The sequence below is a fragment of the Metamycoplasma cloacale genome, assembly GCF_900660735.1.
In the GTDB taxonomy this organism is placed as follows: Bacteria; Bacillota_I; Bacilli_A; order Mycoplasmatales; family Metamycoplasmataceae; genus Metamycoplasma; species Metamycoplasma cloacale.
Genome location: NZ_LR215049.1, coordinates 670,627 through 689,509 on the forward strand (window position 1 = coordinate 670,627; position 18,883 = coordinate 689,509).

An 18,883-nucleotide genomic window follows, 5' to 3' on the forward strand; every position below is an offset into this window, starting at 1 on the left:
CTCCTTTAAAAACAGAAAAATAATAAGCACTTGCTTACTATTTAACCTTTTCATATATATTCAATAGTTTTGTTCTTCCTTTTTTTAAAGCATCATGCACACCACTTCTGGTCATAGCAAGTTCTTCGGCAATTTCAGTTATAGAAAGATCTTCAAAATAATATAACACCATAATTTGGTGTTGACTTTTTGAAAGTAATTCTTGATATTTTTCTAATAATTCAATATATAAATCTCTGTCATCTTTATTCATTATTATCAAGTCCTTTTGTTAAACCATATATGTATGATGCTAAATCAAATTCAGCTAAATCTTCAACTTTTTCACCTAGCCCAATAAATTTAACCGATAAATTTAATTCATCTTTAATAGTTAGAATAATTCCACCTTTTGATGTTCCATCCATTTTTGTTAAAACAATACCAGTGAGTGGTGTTGATTCAAAAAATGATTTAGCTTGTAAAACTCCGTTTTGGCCTGTTGTTCCATCTAAAACCAATAAACTTTCATGTGGAGCATTAGGAATTCTTGTTTGCAATACTTTATTAATTTTGGCTAGTTCTTGCATTAAATTAACTTTGTTTTGTAATCTTCCTGCTGTATCAACAATTAAAACATCGTAATTTTCAGCTTCTGCTTTATCAATAGCTTTATAAACTACAGCGGCTGGATCTTTTTCAGAAGGCAACGGTTTAACAATATCTGCACCAACTTTGTTAGCTCAAAATTCGAGTTGTTCCACCGCTGCAGCTCTAAAGGTATCAGCGGCTGCGATTAAAACTTTTTTACCTTCATTAATTAGCATTTTTGCAATTTTAGAAATTGATGTTGTTTTTCCAGAACCGTTAACTCCAACAACTAAAATAACATTTACACCTTCATTATCAATGTTTAATGTTGTATCAATGATTGAATCGTTTGCATATACTGAGAATAATTTATCAGCAATAATCTCATTAATTAATTTTGGATCAACAATATTTTCGTTTTTAACTTCATTTTTACATTCTTCAATAATGATGTTTACAAGTTTTATTGAAATATCAGACATAATTAAAATTTCTTCTAAATCTTCGAAAAATTCTTCATCAATTTTATTGTGTCTATTTTGTAAAGTTTTAATTGAATCGACAAAAGCTATATTAGATTTAGACATACCGGCTACATATGTATTTAACTTACTTGCTTTCTTTAATTCTTTTTCTAATTTCTTTTGTTGTTTAATTTCTTCTTTTCTTTTTTTCTTTGCTAATTGCTCTTCTTCAGTTCCAAACAACTTTTCTTTTAATGATTTTCAGAATCCCACGATTGCTCCTTTTATTTATGTTATAAATAATTTTACTTAATTTACTGCTTTTTGCAATAAAAAACAGAGCTTGCGCTCTGGTAAAATATTTTGTAATCATTAATATTATATAAAATTCTCAAGATTTTTTTAAATTCAATACAATAATATACAAATGAAAAGCAAAAAAGCAGTAAACAATCGAGTTTGATGATTGAATTTTTTGAAGATTCAAGACTTTAAAAAGATATTTAAATTAGTGTTACCAATCTTTATTCAAACACTAATTTTAAACATCATAACTTTAGCAACAGCTATTGCTACTACTTACTTTAATCGTGTTTATCACATTGATGGTTCATATAATGGTGCATACTTTTATTTATTTTCTAAAATAGTAACAATTTATAAAATTATGACCTTTCTACCAATAATGTTTCAATTGGGTGTTTTAGTTGTTGTATCTAATTTATATGGTCAGCAACGTTATAACGAAATAAAAAGCGTAATTTCTTCTGCGTCAATAATTTCTCTTATTATTAATATCTGTTGTTACTTATTAATGTTTTTCCTAGCACCTATGTTGTTAAATCTCGCTGGTGCTAAAGATGAAATATTGTTGGGTTGAAAAAATAAAGATGATTATCAAATATATTTAAATAACTTAGAATTGATTAAACAACACCCTATAAACATCGATTTCAAAAACACTTTACTAATCAATGGTGGCGAGTATGTATTACCAAACCAAAATGTAATTACTTTTAACAACACAAATGCAATTGTTATTCAAATTAATGAATTGAATTTTGCGATCAAATTCTTTAGAATCACAACGGTAGATTTATTTATCTTTAGTATTGCTCAAATACTCATCGCTTCTTTACAAGGAATGAAGAAAAATATTGATTCAATGATTGCTGTAGTTACTGGTTTAATTGTCAGATTAATATGAACTTACGTTTGATTATACGCAGTTCATAATAATAATTTTGTTATATGAGTTTCACTTGAAACGATAGTTGGCGCAACAACACAACTAATCGTTGCATACATTATGTTAGTTATTATTGTCAATAAAAAAGAAAAAGATAAATTTAATAACAAAATTAAGATCTGAAACAATAAATTCATTAAAAGGGTTTTATATATCGGTTTTCCTATTGCATTAGAACATGGAATTTGGTTTGTTGCGCAATATTTTGTAGCTAACTCAATTCCTTTTGCTAAATTAAACGAAGAATATATTGGGCTATTTAGGGCGATGAATGGTGTTTTTGATATCTTTACTACATTTGTATTATCTTTAAGTGTTGTTGTAAATGTTTTGGTTTCAATTGAAATTGGACAAAAAAATTACACTCAAGCATATCACACATCAAACCAATGTTTCAAACTTGGTACCTATGCTCAAATTATTTTCTCAATATTAGGATTTGCATTAACACACCCTCTATTAATGTTGTTTGGTATCAACACACAGACCATTAGTAAAATTGGTTATATCATAATGTTTATTGCATTTGCAAAGGCTGTGTTTGATGTTGGAAACTTAACAACATTAAGAGCACTATGATCAGCTAATGATGTTTGAATGCCTATATTAGTTGCGATAATTTGTATGTTAGGTATTCAATTGACAACAATCTATTTAATTGTTTACTTTAAAAACAATTTAACTCAATCTACTATATTTATTTTAATTATTCTAGCTTCAACATTAGATCCTCTGTTAAGAAGTATATTATTTGAATTGAGATGAAAATCATTTAAATGAATTAAGTGAAGCCAAAGAATTGCAGTTTAATAAAAAGTCGACATCTGTCGACTTTTATTTTCTTTTTTGTATTATAACAACAGTCTCAATATGTGGTGTTTGAGGAAACATATCAAAAGTTTGAACATCTTGGATGACATAACCGTATTTATCAAACTCTATTAAGTCTCTTGACAACGTTCTTGGGTTACAGCTAACATAAACAATGTTTTTAACATTTTTACCCGCGGTTAATTTTATCGTTTCGTTATCCAAACCATTTCTTGGAGGATCAAACACTATTAAATCAAAATTTTTGTTTGTATTTTTTAAAAAATTATGAGTATTATCAATAACCATTTCAATGTTATTTAAATTATTTAAGGTTTTATTTTTATTAAAACTTTCTAATGCTGATTTAGTTATTTCAATGGATGTTACTTCTTTGAATTCACTTGATAAAATCATTCCAATTATTCCAACACCAGCATAAGTGTCTAATAAAGTGTTTTTTGTGAAATTCAATTCTTTTATTTTGTTTTTAATTCAAACAAACATATTGTGCATTTGTGCTTCATTCACTTGATAAAAGGTATTGTAATCAAGTTTAAAAATCAAATTATCAAAGTTGTGTTCAATTGTTGAATTGTGATAAATATAACTCTTTTTAATAACTACTAAATTTTTCTCAACAACACTAACAACAAAATTTGTATTTAAATCATTTGTTTGTTTATATATATAATCAATGATTTCTTTATTATTTAAATCATTTAAAACATTGAACACCACAAAGGTTTCACTACCATATATTGAACCTTGAATTGTAATGTTTTGTAAATTAATTTGTTTTGTTCATTCGATAATTTCTTTATTATCGGTATTAAAAATTCTTGATATTGATTCACTAACTTTTTTAACAGAAGGAATAACTAAATCTAGTGATTTTTGCACAACTATATTGTGTGAGCATTTTTCATAAAAACCACATTCAATTTTATTTGACTTTATATTAATTTGAAAAGTTATTTTATTTCGATAATTTCATTCAGATATTGAGGAAATAATACGATTTTTTATCTCGTAATTATTATTTCTTTTAAACAATTTCTCAATTATTTCATTTTTAAAATTCAATTGTTCATTATACGCTAGATGCATAAGAGATGCTGAACCAGATTTATATAATTCTTGATTATTTATTTCTGTTCTTTTAAGTGATTTATTTATAAAGTTAATAATTTCTGCTAAATAAAATTTTGAACCCTTTTGAATTATTTTTACATCAACTACTTCATTAGTGATTCCATTTAATACAAAAATAGGTTTATCAAATTGTCGATTAACCCCATATCCTTCATAGCTAATTTCTTCAATTGAAATATTTTTAAGAATTGAATTAATTTCCATCATTTTATTTTCCTAAACAAAATTTTGAAAAAATATTGTCTAACAACGCTTCATTGTCATGTTTTTTATTCAATATTTCTCTTAAATTCTCTCACGCTTTAGTTAAGTCTAAAATAACAACTTCAGGTCCGAAGTTTGCATCCAATCCTTGTTTAACTTCTTGTAAGTTTAATAGTGTTGATTTCAATAAAGAAAGTTGTCTTTGGTTATAAAGAATATCTTTATCATCTAAATTTATATTTTGGTATTTTTCTACCATTTTACTTTTTAGTTCTCATAAAGATTTTTCTTTTGTTGATATGCAAACTTTATTTAAGGGTAATTTAGTTTTGATTAAATCTTTTTTATTCAAAACATCAATATATTGTTTATCTTTTGATAATTCTTTAATTATCTTATCTTCTTTATTTTCTCTCTTGCCAGGCTCATGAATATGAATAACAATTTGCGCTTCTTTAATAGCTTCTTTAGATTTTTCAATTCCAATTGATTCAATTTTATTTTTTGTATCTCTAATACCTGCTGTATCAATTAATTTAAATAAAATGCCAGCTATTTCAAATTCGCCTTCAACAATATCTCTTGTAGTTCCTGCAATATTTGTTACAATAGCTTTTTCTTTACCGATTAATAAATTTAATAATGATGATTTTCCGACGTTTGGTCTTCCTACAATAGCAACATTAATTCCTCTATAGATATCATTAGCGTTTTCAGATTTATTAATTATGATTTTGATTTTTTGTTCTAATCCATTAACCAATTTTTTTAATTTATCAATATTGATTTGTTCAATATCATTGTAATCTGAATAATCAATATTGATTTCAACAATTGAAATAATATTTAGTATTTCTTGTTCTAATGATTCGATTAAATGATTTATTTGAGGATTAAATTGTGAGATAGCAATTTCTGCTTGTTTATTTGTTTTAGCGTGAATTAAAGCGTTAATAGCTTCTGCTTTTTCTAAAGTTATTTTACCGTTTAAATATGCTCTTCTGGTAAATTCGCCCCTTTCAGCTAATCTTGCACCGTTTGCAATTAATAAATTTAATATTTTATTAGTTACAATAATTCCACCATGTGCATTTATTTCGATTGTATCTTCACCGGTGTAGTTTTTATTTCCGATAAAGAAGTTAACTAAAACTTCGTCAATTATTTTACCCGTTGAATTATCTATAATATTTCCATATGTTATTGTTTTATCAGTCCCAATTTTACCTGTATAGATTTTTTGTAAAATTTTAATTGAATCTTCACCACTTAATCTAATTATAGATATTGCTTGATTAATATTTCCAGATGAAATTGCTACTATTGTATCGTTATAAGTCATAATATAAAATTATATAAAATATATTTAAAATATTAAAATTGAAATAAAGTTAAGTTTGTTAAATCTATAAAAATAAAAAGAGTTGTTTATATTGTTAATTAGTAATAAAAAAGCCTTAAATTAAATATAAAAATAAAGAAATATTTATGTTAATAAAAAGCAAATAATTTTAACATTTTGTTATCAATTTGTTTAAAATATTTTTAATATTTTATATGATATAATTTTGTGTATAAAGGAATTCGAAAATTGATAGATTTTAGTATATTTAGAAACTTTAATAAAACTGCATATATATATATATATATATATATATATAATTTTTGAATCTCTTTTAAAAAATGAAATAATCAAAAGAAATTTTAACAAAGACAACAAATTTAAGTAATTTGATTGCTTAAATTTGTTGTCTTTGTTTTGCAAAAATCAGTTAAATATGTTCGAATTTAAAATCCAATAGGGGGAAATAAATGTCAAGTATTAAAAAAAGAAAATTGATTTTACTTTCTTTATCTTTGACTGGACTTACAGTTTCAACAATTGCTTCAAGTTTTTATTACTTTACTAATAAAAATGATTTTAATATTGAGTTTAAAAATTCTAAAGATGAATTAGATAAAACAATTAAAGATGGTGAATCAACGCTACCTAATTTAACTAATGATGATGATAAAACTAATTTAGATAATGCAATTAATAAAGCAAAAGATACAATAAATAATCCAGATAGTAGTAAAGATGATCTAGATAAAGCTAAAGATGAATTGAATAAAGTTATTGAAGAGGTTAAAGATAACCAAATTAAACGCAACATCGCTGCTTTAAAATTAGACTTGCTAGCTAAAATTAATGAAGGTAGATCACTTGAAACTAATCCTGATTTAGTTGATGAAGTTGTAAAACAAGCGTTGTCAACTGCAATTAACGATGGTCAAAAAGTATATGATAATGCAAGTGCAACATTATCTGATGTTGAAAATGCAATTAAAGTGTTAGATGATGCGATTAAAGATGCAAAAGCATCGATTTTAACTAAACATAACAAAGATATTGCTGACAGTAAAGATAAATTAGATAAAACAATTAAAGATGGTGAATCAACGCTACCTAATTTAACTAATGATGATGATAAAACTAATTTAGATAATGCAATTAATAAAGCAAAAGATACAATAAATAATCCAGATAGTAGTAAAGATGATCTAGATAAAGCTAAAGATGAATTGAATAAAGTTATTGAAGAGGTTAAAGATAACCAAATTAAACGCAACATCGCTGCTTTGAAATTAGACTTGCTAGCTAAAATTAATGAAGGTAGATCACTTGAAACTAATCCTGATTTAGTTGATGAAGTTGTAAAACAAGCGTTGTCAACTGCAATTAACGATGGTCAAAAAGTATATGATAATGCAAGTGCAACATTATCTGATGTTGAAAATGCAATTAAAGTGTTAGATGATGCGATTAAAGATGCAAATACTGCCATTCAACATAAGCAATATTTAGATGGTGTAATTCAAAAACTTAAAAATGAAATAAGAAATGCAAATTTAATTATTGAAAAAACTAAATCTTGACCAAAACACGATGAATATATGAATCCTTTAAAGGGGTTGATTTCGCTATCTGAAGATCATATTAATAAAGCAACTTATGAAACTGTTAATTTTTTAGAGAAAGATATTCAAGATATTCAACAAAACATAGAAGAGTTAAAATTAACATATATTGCAAATTATGAATATTTATCAAACATAGATGTAGAATCCTTTACTTTTAAAGAACCTTCTGATGAATATTTGGTAATGATTAATGACATTGATGTTTCTTTATTTAAAGATCCTGTTTTGAAATTTAATAATCAAATTTTAAATACTAATGATGAATTATCAATATTAGATACCAAAATTGATGATACAAATAAAAGTCAAGGAATTTTGAAATTTTTAACCACTATTAAATATAAAGATTTACAAATTACACATAGTCAAAGCAAAAAATTTATAACAGATGAAAATGATATTTTAAATGAAATAATTTTGAGATATTCAAATAGAATTTTTTCATTAAAAAAAGAATCTTTGAACAAGAAATTCGATGAATTAACAATTAATGATTTTGTGGGTTCAGATGTTGAATTGCCCGAAAGAGTTAAAGATAAAACAACATATGAAATTAAAAAAATGATTTTATCTAACAACAACATTTTAATTGTTTATAGTGTAAAACTAGTTAATGGAGAAAATTATCCAGATTTTAAATATGCGGTAAATGGTGTTTCTAAAACATATATACTTCCATATACGAATATCATTAAAGATAATTCTCTTTACATTAAAACCAAAGAACAAATAAATAATATTGAATCACGTTTTAAATTGTCTTTGGTTGATGAACAATTAAAACAATTTAAAGTCAAAACAATATATAATGCAATCGAAAAAACATCATCAAAATTAATTTCAAATAATATTTTTAGTAAGTACAGTAAAAAAGAATTGATGAATAGAATGTTGAAATGGTTTTTACAATTGAATTACAATAATAATGATTCAGATAAAGAAATTCAAACTTATTATTGAAATATTAAAGATTGTCAACTGTTAGAAGAAAACGGAGAATATAAATTAAATATTACTTATTCATATTCATATGAAAATCAATGATTAGGAAATTCTATTATATTAAAAGATAATGTTGAATCTGCTATTGATGATTCAAGTAATTTAGAAGAAGATTTATACAAATTGGGTGAGTTATGCGGTTCTGCGGAATCTAAAAGAACGGAATTTTATAGTTTATATTTAAATGACGATTTAAAGAAATTGTCACATGAAGAAATAAATAATTCAAGTTGAACACACCTTGATTCAAATTTAATTGGAATTAGATGAAAAACCGATTTTGATCATTCGAATATGTTTATAAAATATGTTTCTCGTATTTATGATCAAGGAAATACTAAACAACTTAATGTTTATCCTATTTTTGTATTAAATGGAATTCATGCATATTTTTACTACACTTATTGAAATATTGATGATTTTCCATTAAGTGTAATGAATGTTGATGAAAGTATCGCAAAAAACAATGAATATTTAAATTCATTTAAAAAAATCGCCTTAGATAATGAAGGATATATGATTGAAGATGTTCTTCAAAATTACAATATTTATTATAACGATCAATTAATACAAAATATAAATAATAAAGAGTTGTTATTAAATAAAACAAATATAAAAATAAATCCAAAACACAAAGAGACCAAATATAGTGATATCACTTTAGAGTATGTTTCTTCTAAAATTAACAAAGATGATATAAATCATTCAGATTGAGTAGTTAAAATAACATATGGTTATGCATCTGATTATATTAAGATTAAAAATTTACCAGTTAAAGTATTTTCTGATGAAAAGAATAATGAATTGTTATTAGAAAAAATTAAGCCAATATTATCAAGTGAATATAATATACAAAAAATTCCTGCATCTCAAATTTCGGCGAAAAATATTGTATTCATTAATACTGAAACAAATGATTTATTAATTGATAAGGATTATAATATTGAAATATTAAATATTAAGGTTCAAACAGAAAATTCACACAATGTGAATATTGAATATAGAATTACAATTAATAATCATACATATACAAGAACTTCAACTATTGAAAATCTTTTAAATGAAGAAGAATACGAAAGATATGTTGATAATGAAATTAATAATGGAAATTATTATGTTGTATTTTCACCTACAGGTGACAAATTATATGAAAATTGACAAAATATAAAATATTCATGAACTGTTTATGGGCCTAAAGAATTAACAATAGAAATTAAAAACGTAAAAGCTGCAAAATTCACTAAATATTGAACATATACAATTGATTACGAACTAAAATATAAAGAAAAAGTTGTTTTTAGTTCTGATACTACTTTTTCTTACTCATTAAAGAAACAATAAATTAATATATAAGTGTATTTAAAACAAAAACCACAAAGATAAATGTGGTTTTTGTTTGATTATTATTTATTAATGAAATATAATAATTCTTATGAAAATAGGTTTGATAGCAGAATTTAATCCATTTCATAATGGTCATAAATATTTAATAAATAAAATTAAGGAAAAATACCCTAATTCTCAATTAATTGTCGCCTTATCCAGTGATTATGTACAAAGAGGAGAGATAGCTATTGCGTCTTATGAAGAGAGAAAAGAAATGGCGTTAAAAAATGGTGTTGATTTTGTAGTACCACTAGATTTCGAAACATCTACTCAAGCGGCACATATATTTGCTAAAGGAGCGATAGAAACATTATTAAAAGAAGGTATTGACCTTTTGTGTTTTGGTGTTTCAGATACTAGCGATGTAGATAAATATATTAATGCGGCTAACCGAATTAAAAATAATTTAGATATTTATAATTTAAATGTTAAAAAATATTTAAAGCAAGGTAATTCATTTGTTAAAAGCACCTTTTTATCTTTAAATGAATTAATGACAGAGGATGAGATACCGGCTGATATTTTAGGTTTTGAATATACAAAATATATTATTGATAATAATATTAATGTTAAATTGGATTGCTTTAAAAGAACTGTAGCACATAATTCAGAAGATCCTGATTCAATATATGCATCCGGTTCATACATTCGTAAATTAGTTAAAGAAGGAAAAAATATATCTCAATATACATCAATGAAAATAGATAAGAATTATCCAAAAATTGAAGATAGATATTCTGAGTTTCAAACTATTGTACTTAATTTATCTTCAAAAGAATTGTCGGAAATTAAAATGGTATCTGAAGGTATGGAAAATCTATTTAAAAAAAATATTGACGCTTCTTCTTATGATGAATTTGTTGAAAGATGTACTTCTAAAAGATATACATCATCTCGTATAAAAAGAGTAATTTTATATATATTAATGAATATTAAAAAAAGCCACGATAATAACCTTTAATAAAATTATGAATGTGGCTTTTAATTTAAAGATGTTAAAATTATCAAATTTTGAACATTTTCTTAGGTGATAGATACATTTTGTCACCTTTTTTAATTTTGAAAGTTTTTTGGAATTCTTGGTTGTTTTTTAATTGTAAGTTAACTCTTAATTTTGCGGGTGCATGTGGGTCAATTTTTGAAATAGTTTCAAGGAATTCTTCACGATATTTGATTCTTCAAATAATTGCATATTGAGTAAAGAAAGCCTTAGGATTAAAGTTTGGATCAATTAGTTTTGCAGAATCATATGAACAAGATAGTCCACCACAGTCAGCAATGTTTTCAGAAACTGTTAATGTACCATTACATCTAATGTTTTTGTGGAATTTGACTTTGTCAAATAATTTAATCATTTGTTGAATTTTAATATTGAATTTTTCTTCATCATTTTTAGTTCATCAGTTTTTCAACATACCGTTTTCATCAAATTTAGAACCATTGTTATCAAATGAGTGTGATATTTCGTGAGCAATAACAGTTCCGATAGCTCCAAAGTTTTGGCTTGGTGTTTGTTTAATGCTATAGAAAGGAGCTTGTAGAATTCCAGCAGGGAATACAATGTGGTTTGCAGAAGGGTTGAAATACGCATTAACCATTGCCGGTGACATTGATCATAGTTTTTGATTTTTATATTCTTGATATTGTGAATATAGATATTCACTTCTTTTAATTCTAAATTTAATTACATGTTGAACTAAATCATCATATCCATTGTTGCTATCTAATGTTAATTCATCGTAGTAAGGTTCAATAAGTTCTGGGTAACCAACCATAACATTCATTTTTTCAATCTTTTTGATTGCCATTTGTTTGGTTGCATCTTCTAGTCAGTCATTGTTTAAAAGATTTTCTTTATAGATTTGTTTCATTGCTTCAATCATTTTTTCAACATCACGTTTTGCTTCAATTCCGAAGTAGTTTTCTCCATAATATTTACCATAAACCATTGAATAAATTGAAAGAGTTTGGTTTAAAGCAACTTTTTCTTTTGAGACTTTAACCTTACCATATAATGCAGATTGGAATTCTGTAGCAATTTCTTTAGTTTGATGGTCTAGATAAGGAGCAAAGGTTAAAATAACATCGATAATTAAACTTGCTTTGTATTGTTCGAAGTTATCTTTTGTGAATATTTTATTAAAGTTATCTAAATGAATTAATGAAGGAACAACAATGAATTTTGTTTCTTTTTTATCAACAAGAAGTTCAATTAATTGTTTAACATTGAAGATTTCAATTTTTGCTTGTAATTCTTCAATTGTACGAGGATTATATAATTCATAGTATCTGTGTTGTTCTTCTGCTGTTAGTATGTATTTAGAAACATTTAAATCTAAAGTAAGAGCATTGTTAATGATTTCGCTTGATTTATCTTGACTGTATAGTTTGTTTAAAAGTTTAGAAGTCATTTCTTTTCAAACTGTTAAATATTTTTCTCTTTTCTTTTCGTCTTCGTAATAACCTTTTTCAGGAAGAATGTATTGATATTCGTTCATTCAGAAAACACGTCTACCTGGGTCTTTAAAATCATCACCCAAATCAAATGATAAAGGTGTTTGTAGGTTCATAAAAGTTAGTCATCTGTAATTTTTAACAACATCATCTCAACTTTGCATTGCTTCAATTTTGGTTAAGATGTCTTTTAAAGGTTTTAACCCATTTTGTTTTCTTGAATCTCAATCTTTAACTAATTTGTAGAATTTCATCATCTCAATTAACATTGGATAATTTTCTATATCACTTGTGTCTGTTAATCATTTGTTAAATAAACGTTTTTGTAAATCGGTTAATTTTTTATCTAGAATGTAAAAAGTTCCTCATCCACGTCTATCGTTTGGAATTTTAGTTTTGTCAATTCATTTCTTGTTTACTGCATCAAAGAAATCGTGTTTAATTAATTCTTTATTCATATATATTCTCCTTATTCAGTGTAGTAAATTTTTTCATATTTATCTTCAAAAATCTTTTTATAAACATTTGCATTGAAATTATCAAATACAACAATTCCTCTTTTATGTCTAATAAGTTCAATTAATTTATTAGTATAAATCATATTCTTTGGAATATTTAAGTTATTCGTGATGTTTTTGCCAAGAATAATCATTTTAATATTCTTTTCATTTAGTATTTGAACTACGTTGTTATCAATATTATCAATATATAAGTTCATTGGATAATCAGTTTTTAGTAATTCATATTTATTAATAACGTTAATGATGTTATTTCAATTGCTAATTCTAATAGTTAGATATAAGTTATCGTTATTTTCAATCATGTTTCTTAATGGGTTCAGACCATTTTTAACGAAATAATAGTCATCTAAAATGAAAATTGAGTTGCTACGATTAGTCATTTGGTTGGTTTCAATAAATTTGGTTGTTAAGTTTGAAAAAACGTCTAAATCGTTCATTTGCACTCTTAAGATATCATCAAGAGATCTATTGGTCAATACTGGATTAATAATTTTATAATCATTGCTGTTTTTCGAAAGGTTTTTAACATTGGTATATGTCATTGTTAATTCGTTGTTATTAATTAATTTTTCAGCACGATTATATGCTTTTGAAAAGAATTTATAATCATCTTTGTTGGTTAGATTTTCTTCAATTATTTGGAAGTTATCTAATTTTTTAGTTTCTATTAATAGATAGATGTAATTTAATAAGGTATTGTATGTTTTTGGTAATAATTTATTATTACTATTTTGTTTAACAACAAAAACATAATCAAAATATTTAACTGCTTTATTAGAAAAATTTTCTAATATCTCATTATAGATATTCATTGTGTTTTTCTTAACATGAGGCAATCCCTTAAAAGCAAAGAAAAGACGATCGTTTTCTTTAATTAAATCCATATGCGTAGCAATTTGAGTGGGAATTAATTGGTTATATAAACCATTAATGGTTTCTTCGTCTAATATGTATTTTGAATTAATGATTGCACATAAAACTGAATGATATTTTTGTTGAAACAAACTATTAATATGTTCGGTTATTCTGTTAAAAATAGATGTATTTTTAGTTTGTTGTTTTTGTCACTCTAGTGAAACTTGAATAATATTTGAGTTATTGTTTGGAATCTCAACTGTTATTGTGTATTCAAATAATTCATTATTCCCCGTGGTTAGAGAAACCTTTAATTTTTCAATTTCTGTTAAATATTTTTTTAAATCTCAAATTCTTTTGATTTTAGCAATAGAGTTATTGTTAAATAATTGATAGAAATCACTCATTTCACATCATTCACCGCTAACTAAAGGACTTTTTTTCATAAATTCAGGCGCTTTATTTAACATATTGATATCGTTAAATCATTTAGCTCTTTGTTTTCTTAAATCAATATCAAAGATAACAAATCCGTAATTATCATTATTCTTTTTGCTATGTAATTTAATAAATGAAATAACAATTGTAATAATTACTACTACAAAAATTATTAAAAATAAAGTGCATAAAGTAATTGAAAGTGAATTATGCATTGCTATCCTCGATTAATTTTTTGATAGCGGGATGGTACTTATCAAATGTTTTAACCTTTTTGGTATCTCCGAATTTAACATGAATGATATTATCAACAACCTCTAGAACTTCACCTCTACCATAGGTTTTATGGGTAATGAAATCACCCGGAATTAAATTTACATTTTCGTTAATGTTTTTAGAGATAGAAAAACTACTTGCCGTTTCAATTGAATTGGTTTTCTTAATACCAGCTTCGCTTAAAAATCTACTTCTAATTGTTCCGCCCTTACCAATTGCAAATGATAAGAACAATTTAGTTTTTGCTCTTGTAAATGCTACATAAGCAAGTCTTCTTTCTTCTTCAAGTCCCTCTTGGTTTTCTTGCTTAATATTTTTATTATTTGCTAGGAAAGAAAAATCGATTTTGGGTGAAATGCTAATTGCTCTGCGTAGTGGGAAAATATTTTCAGCTAGTCCCGCTACGAAAACGTAATCAAATTCTAATCCCTTTGCATTATGCACTGTCATTAGTGAAACATAGCTAGCTGCGTCATCATCAACATCTCTATCTAAAATTAATGTTATTTCTTGTAGGTATTCGTCAATTGTTCCATTTGGTTTTTTAGTTTGCCAGTTTTCAATCGCTTTAATTAATGAAGAGAAGTTATTCATTTTTTCTTCATATTCTTCTTCATTTTTCTTAAATTCTTCAAAGTATTGAATTTTATTAATCATTAATTCTTTTAAGGTTAAATGAATTTTATTTGTATGGATAGCTTTTCTTGCTCAACGAATGTTATTAACTAATGAAGCAATATTTTTTAAAGTTTCAAGTGGCAGATTCAATTCTTGTTTAATTTCATTTAAACGATTTTCTAGGCAAGAGAATAAATCGACGTTGTTTGCTCTGGCGAATTTCAATAATTTTTCAATTGTTGCATCACCAATTCTTCTAGAAGGTTTGTTAATAATTTTCATTAAAGAAATTTCACTACCATCATATATAACCCTTAGATAAGCTAGTGCCACTTTAATCTCTTCACGTTGATAGAACTTAATTGAACCGAATAATTTATAAATAGTATTTTCGCTAATTAAAGCTTCTTCAATTGCTCTTGAATAACTATTAATTCTAAATAAGATAGCAATATTTTTTAATTGAACTCTATTTCTTTTTAAATCGGATATTTGGTTAGCAATCCATCTAGCTTCTGCCTCTTCTGAATGACCGCAGAAGAATTCAATGTTTTCACCATTTTCATTAATAGTAAATAATTCTTTTTGCAATCTTAGTTTATTGTGTTTAATTAATTTATTAGCAACGTTTAATATATTACCAGTTGAACGATAGTTTTGTTCCAGTTTAATGGTTTTAACATTTTCAAAATCTTTGTCAAAATTTAAAATTAAATTAATGTCGGCATTTCTCCATGAATAGATTGTTTGATCTGGGTCTCCAACGATCGTTAAATTTTTAGAATAAGCTAATTTTTTAACAATATCGTATTGAAGTTTACTTGTATCTTGAAATTCATCTACCAATACATATTTAAATCTGTTTTCTCATTTTTTAGAAATACCTTCGTATTTTGGATCGTAGAATAAACGATATACAAATACAAGTAAGTCATCAAAATCTAATGAGTGTGCTATATCAAGGTGTCTTTGATAAGCTTGGTAGATTTTCGCTCTAACATCATTTTTATAGTCTTCATCATTAAGTAGATCTTCGGGACTTTTGGAGTCATTTTTTTGGTTTTGAATAAATGAGAGAATAGAACCATAGGTGTAGATAGTTGCTGATATATCTAGTTCGTTATAAACTAGTTTTAAAACTTCTTTTTGGTCTGATTCATCTAGGATTTGGAAGTCGTTTGGATAATTCATGTTGTGAATTTCTTTACGTAAAATTCTTGCACATAGAGAATGGAAGGTATATATATTGATTTCGCCAATTTCTGTATTGCCAAGCAATCCAATTACACGTTCTTTCATTTCATTTGCAGCTTTGTTTGAGAAAGTAACCGCCAGAATATCACGACTTGAAATGTTTTCTTCTTGAATTAAATATGCAATTTTGTGTGTTAAAACACGGGTCTTACCACTTCCTGCGCCCGCAACAATTCTTAAAGGACCATCTGTGTGTAATATTGCTGCTCTTTGCTGAGTATTTAAAGTTTCCAAATCTAATTTATTCATAAAACCTCCGAAAAACACAAAAATTTAATGCATAGCATTAATACATTAAAATTATACTTTAATATAGGCATAGTTTCAATATTTCAACTTAAAACAAAATAAAAACCAGCCCAAATTGACTAGTTTTTGAATGTTAAAGTTGGTAAAACGCGTTTTTTTGGTTTAATAATTCTTTCTATAATTTCTTCTTCTTCAATTTCTTCATATTTGTTAATTCAAACCGTTTCTGTTGAGGAGAATTTATCATTTAGTCCAACTCTGTTTGATCTTGCGTTTGACATTATTAAAAATAATTGAGTAAAACTTGCAATTCCAATTAATGCAATTGGGATCATTAAGAACCCAAATTGAACAGTTGTTAATTGGTCTTTAGTCATGCCTTTTGTAGATGCTTTAATAAAAGTTTCGGGCGAAATTAATATTGCAAACAAGGCAAAAATAATCATTCAAACAAAGGAGAATAAACGTTGACGATTGAATACTGCTTTAGAAAATTTTTCAGTTTTATCTGTTGAAATGATTTTAATTCTACATATTGTCATACCCAATGTTTTGCCCTTTGCAAAAATGGGAATCAATATGAAATATATTAGAAGAAATAAAATAAGGTTTATTAATCAGAAGTAATATAAAGCATTATGTATCAATTTTGCATTTTGATAATCAAACGTTGCAAAACTACTTATTACACTAAAGATAAGAAAGATAATTACATCAATCAATGTTGCTAATAATCTAATTCAGAAATTAGCTTTTTTATTGATTTGTTTAACCATGATTAATAAGTTTTAAATATATCTTTTCATTTAGGAATTGAGTAGATATATTTTTCATTGATTTTTTTGATGTTGTATTTTTTGATTAGATTATTTAATTGAGGTTGATATGATTGATATTTAACATCAAATTCATTGATTATGTTTAGTAAAGAATTTTTTAGGAAGTTAACTGATTTTCATTTTGTATCAGATTTTTTAATAGTTAGTGAACCTAAATAACCCGGTAAGAAATATTGTAAGTGAATTTTACATGCTAAAAGAAGGTGAAGAAATTGGTTTTCATTTTCTGTATTTTGAAAAACAACTTCTCATTGATCCATAAAGTTTTTGATATTGAAAATAGTTAAATTATGGTTATAGTCATCAATTCAAGTATTGGTGATTAAAGCGTAAGTTTTTGCTTGTTTTAATCCTTCATAAACGTAATCAATTGAATATTGATGGTTGAATGAAGTGTAATTCAAATCACTGTAAATAGTTTTAACTATTTGAGTTTTTAATATGTTATTAAAGGTAAAAGGAGAAGCGAAAAGAATGGGAGCATAGTTTTCGCTTAAGTTATATATTGTATTTTCTTTTAAATAATTTTGTTTTCATTTATAAGAAGCTAGACCATAGCAAAATCCTGATATTTCTAAAAAATCAGGTAATGTTTTCGCACTGTTGAAGAACAGATTAATACGTTTGGTGAATTCGGATTTCATATAAACGTATGAATACATAATGAAGACGTATTCAGTCTCAACTAATGGTAAGCTTTGTTGAATAACTTTATGAAGTAATTGGTGATTTGAGTTAATAATTAATTTAAATCTTTCACTACCAAATTCACTGTAGATTTTTTTAATTGATTCATAATCAATGTCATTTGGTTTATCAACGATAGCAATAATGTTGAAATTTTGGTCGCTTTGTTTTAATAAGTTTTTAAAAATATCTTCAATAGATGTTTTGGAATTATAAATGGGAACAACAACGGTGATATATGGCTTATTCATTACATTTTCACCATTCCTGCGACTCTTGGGAAAGGAATAACATCACGAATATTATTCATACCAGTTACATACATAACTAATCTTTCAAATCCAATTCCAAAACCACTTGAAGGGGCATAACCATATCTTCTTAAATCTAGATATCATTGTAGCGGATCAACTGGAATGTGTAATTCTTGCATTCTGTTTAATAATTGGTTATATCTTGCCTCTCTTTGACTTCCGCCAATTAATTCACCAATTCCCGGAACTAATAGATCAAATGCAGCAACTGTTTTTCCATCGTCATTTTGGTGCATATAGAAAGCTTTAATATCTTTTGGATAGTTAATAACTGCAACAGGACCATTAACGATTTTTTCTGATAGATATTTTTCATGTTCACTAGCTAGATCGACACCAAAGTATAGATTTTTTTCTTCAAATTCATCGGTGTGTTTCTTTAATTCTTCAACAGCATCTCCGTAGTTCATAATGGTTAATTTAGTTTTAATGAATTTATTTAATTTTTCAATCAATGTATTGTCAGATAAAGCGTTTAGGAATTTCATTTCGTCTGGGTGTTTTTCCATTGTGTTTTTAATTGCAGTTTTGAGTAGGTCATCAGCAAGTTCAATGATATCAGGAAGATTAAAGA

The 18,883-nt window shown here is 25.7% G+C and carries 13 protein-coding genes; 3 read left to right on the top strand and 10 right to left on the bottom strand.

Annotated features, from left to right (window positions below; all coding sequences use genetic code 4):
• Positions 1–37: 37 nt before the first annotated feature.
• Positions 38–253, bottom strand: a complete 216-nt coding sequence (locus EXC28_RS02920) for a sigma factor-like helix-turn-helix DNA-binding protein (RefSeq protein WP_029330593.1) — start codon at positions 251–253, stop codon at positions 38–40.
• Positions 246–1,307, bottom strand: a complete 1,062-nt coding sequence (ftsY, locus tag EXC28_RS02925) for a signal recognition particle-docking protein FtsY (protein WP_029330592.1) — start codon at positions 1,305–1,307, stop codon at positions 246–248. The genes EXC28_RS02920 and ftsY overlap by 8 nt, the downstream gene beginning before the upstream one ends.
• Positions 1,308–1,461: 154 nt before the next feature.
• Here ftsY and EXC28_RS02930 point away from each other — a divergent pair, with 154 nt between their 5' ends.
• Complete coding sequence (locus EXC28_RS02930; RefSeq protein WP_029330590.1) at positions 1,462–3,093, top strand: MATE family efflux transporter; 1,632 nt, start codon at positions 1,462–1,464, stop codon at positions 3,091–3,093.
• A 24-nt stretch (positions 3,094–3,117) separates the two neighbouring features.
• Here the strand turns inward: EXC28_RS02930 and rlmD are convergent, their stop codons facing one another.
• Entirely contained in the window at positions 3,118–4,455 is a 1,338-nt protein-coding gene (gene rlmD, locus EXC28_RS02935; RefSeq protein WP_029330588.1) for a 23S rRNA (uracil(1939)-C(5))-methyltransferase RlmD, read from the bottom strand.
• A 1-nt stretch (position 4,456) separates the two neighbouring features.
• Positions 4,457–5,794, bottom strand: a complete 1,338-nt coding sequence (mnmE, locus tag EXC28_RS02940; RefSeq protein WP_029330587.1) for a tRNA uridine-5-carboxymethylaminomethyl(34) synthesis GTPase MnmE — start codon at positions 5,792–5,794, stop codon at positions 4,457–4,459.
• A 470-nt stretch (positions 5,795–6,264) separates the two neighbouring features.
• On the opposite strand from mnmE, the gene EXC28_RS02945 reads away from it, so the two are divergent.
• Together EXC28_RS02945 and EXC28_RS02950 are read left to right on the top strand one after the other, a co-directional pair.
• The gene (locus tag EXC28_RS02945) at positions 6,265–9,759 is read left to right on the top strand and encodes a coiled-coil domain-containing protein (RefSeq protein ID WP_129695095.1); all 3,495 of its coding nucleotides are present in this window, start codon (positions 6,265–6,267) and stop codon (positions 9,757–9,759) included.
• Positions 9,760–9,850: 91 nt separating this feature from the next.
• Positions 9,851–10,765, top strand: a complete 915-nt coding sequence (locus EXC28_RS02950; protein ID WP_029330583.1) for a nucleotidyltransferase — start codon at positions 9,851–9,853, stop codon at positions 10,763–10,765.
• Between the two features lie 40 nt (positions 10,766–10,805).
• Here EXC28_RS02950 and EXC28_RS02955 read toward each other — a convergent pair whose 3' ends face one another.
• From EXC28_RS02955 to EXC28_RS02980, 6 genes are all read right to left on the bottom strand, one after another.
• The gene (locus tag EXC28_RS02955) at positions 10,806–12,716 is read right to left on the bottom strand and encodes a M13 family metallopeptidase (RefSeq protein WP_029330580.1); all 1,911 of its coding nucleotides are present in this window, start codon (positions 12,714–12,716) and stop codon (positions 10,806–10,808) included.
• 11 nt (positions 12,717–12,727) lie between these two features.
• Entirely contained in the window at positions 12,728–14,287 is a 1,560-nt protein-coding gene (locus tag EXC28_RS06070) for an MHO_4530 family protein (protein WP_029330578.1), read from the bottom strand.
• Positions 14,280–16,469, bottom strand: a complete 2,190-nt coding sequence (locus EXC28_RS02965) for an ATP-dependent helicase (protein ID WP_029330576.1) — start codon at positions 16,467–16,469, stop codon at positions 14,280–14,282. The genes EXC28_RS06070 and EXC28_RS02965 overlap by 8 nt, the downstream gene beginning before the upstream one ends.
• 119 nt (positions 16,470–16,588) lie before the next feature.
• A complete protein-coding gene (locus tag EXC28_RS06075; protein ID WP_029330574.1) occupies positions 16,589–17,245 on the bottom strand; it encodes an RDD family protein in 657 nt (218 codons plus the stop codon).
• A 2-nt stretch (positions 17,246–17,247) separates the two neighbouring features.
• Positions 17,248–18,246, bottom strand: a complete 999-nt coding sequence (locus tag EXC28_RS02975) for a glycosyltransferase family A protein (protein WP_029330572.1) — start codon at positions 18,244–18,246, stop codon at positions 17,248–17,250.
• The coding region (locus tag EXC28_RS02980; protein WP_338418407.1) for an amino acid--tRNA ligase-related protein at positions 18,246–18,883 on the bottom strand (638 nt) is incomplete at its 5' end. The genes EXC28_RS02975 and EXC28_RS02980, both read right to left, overlap by 1 nt.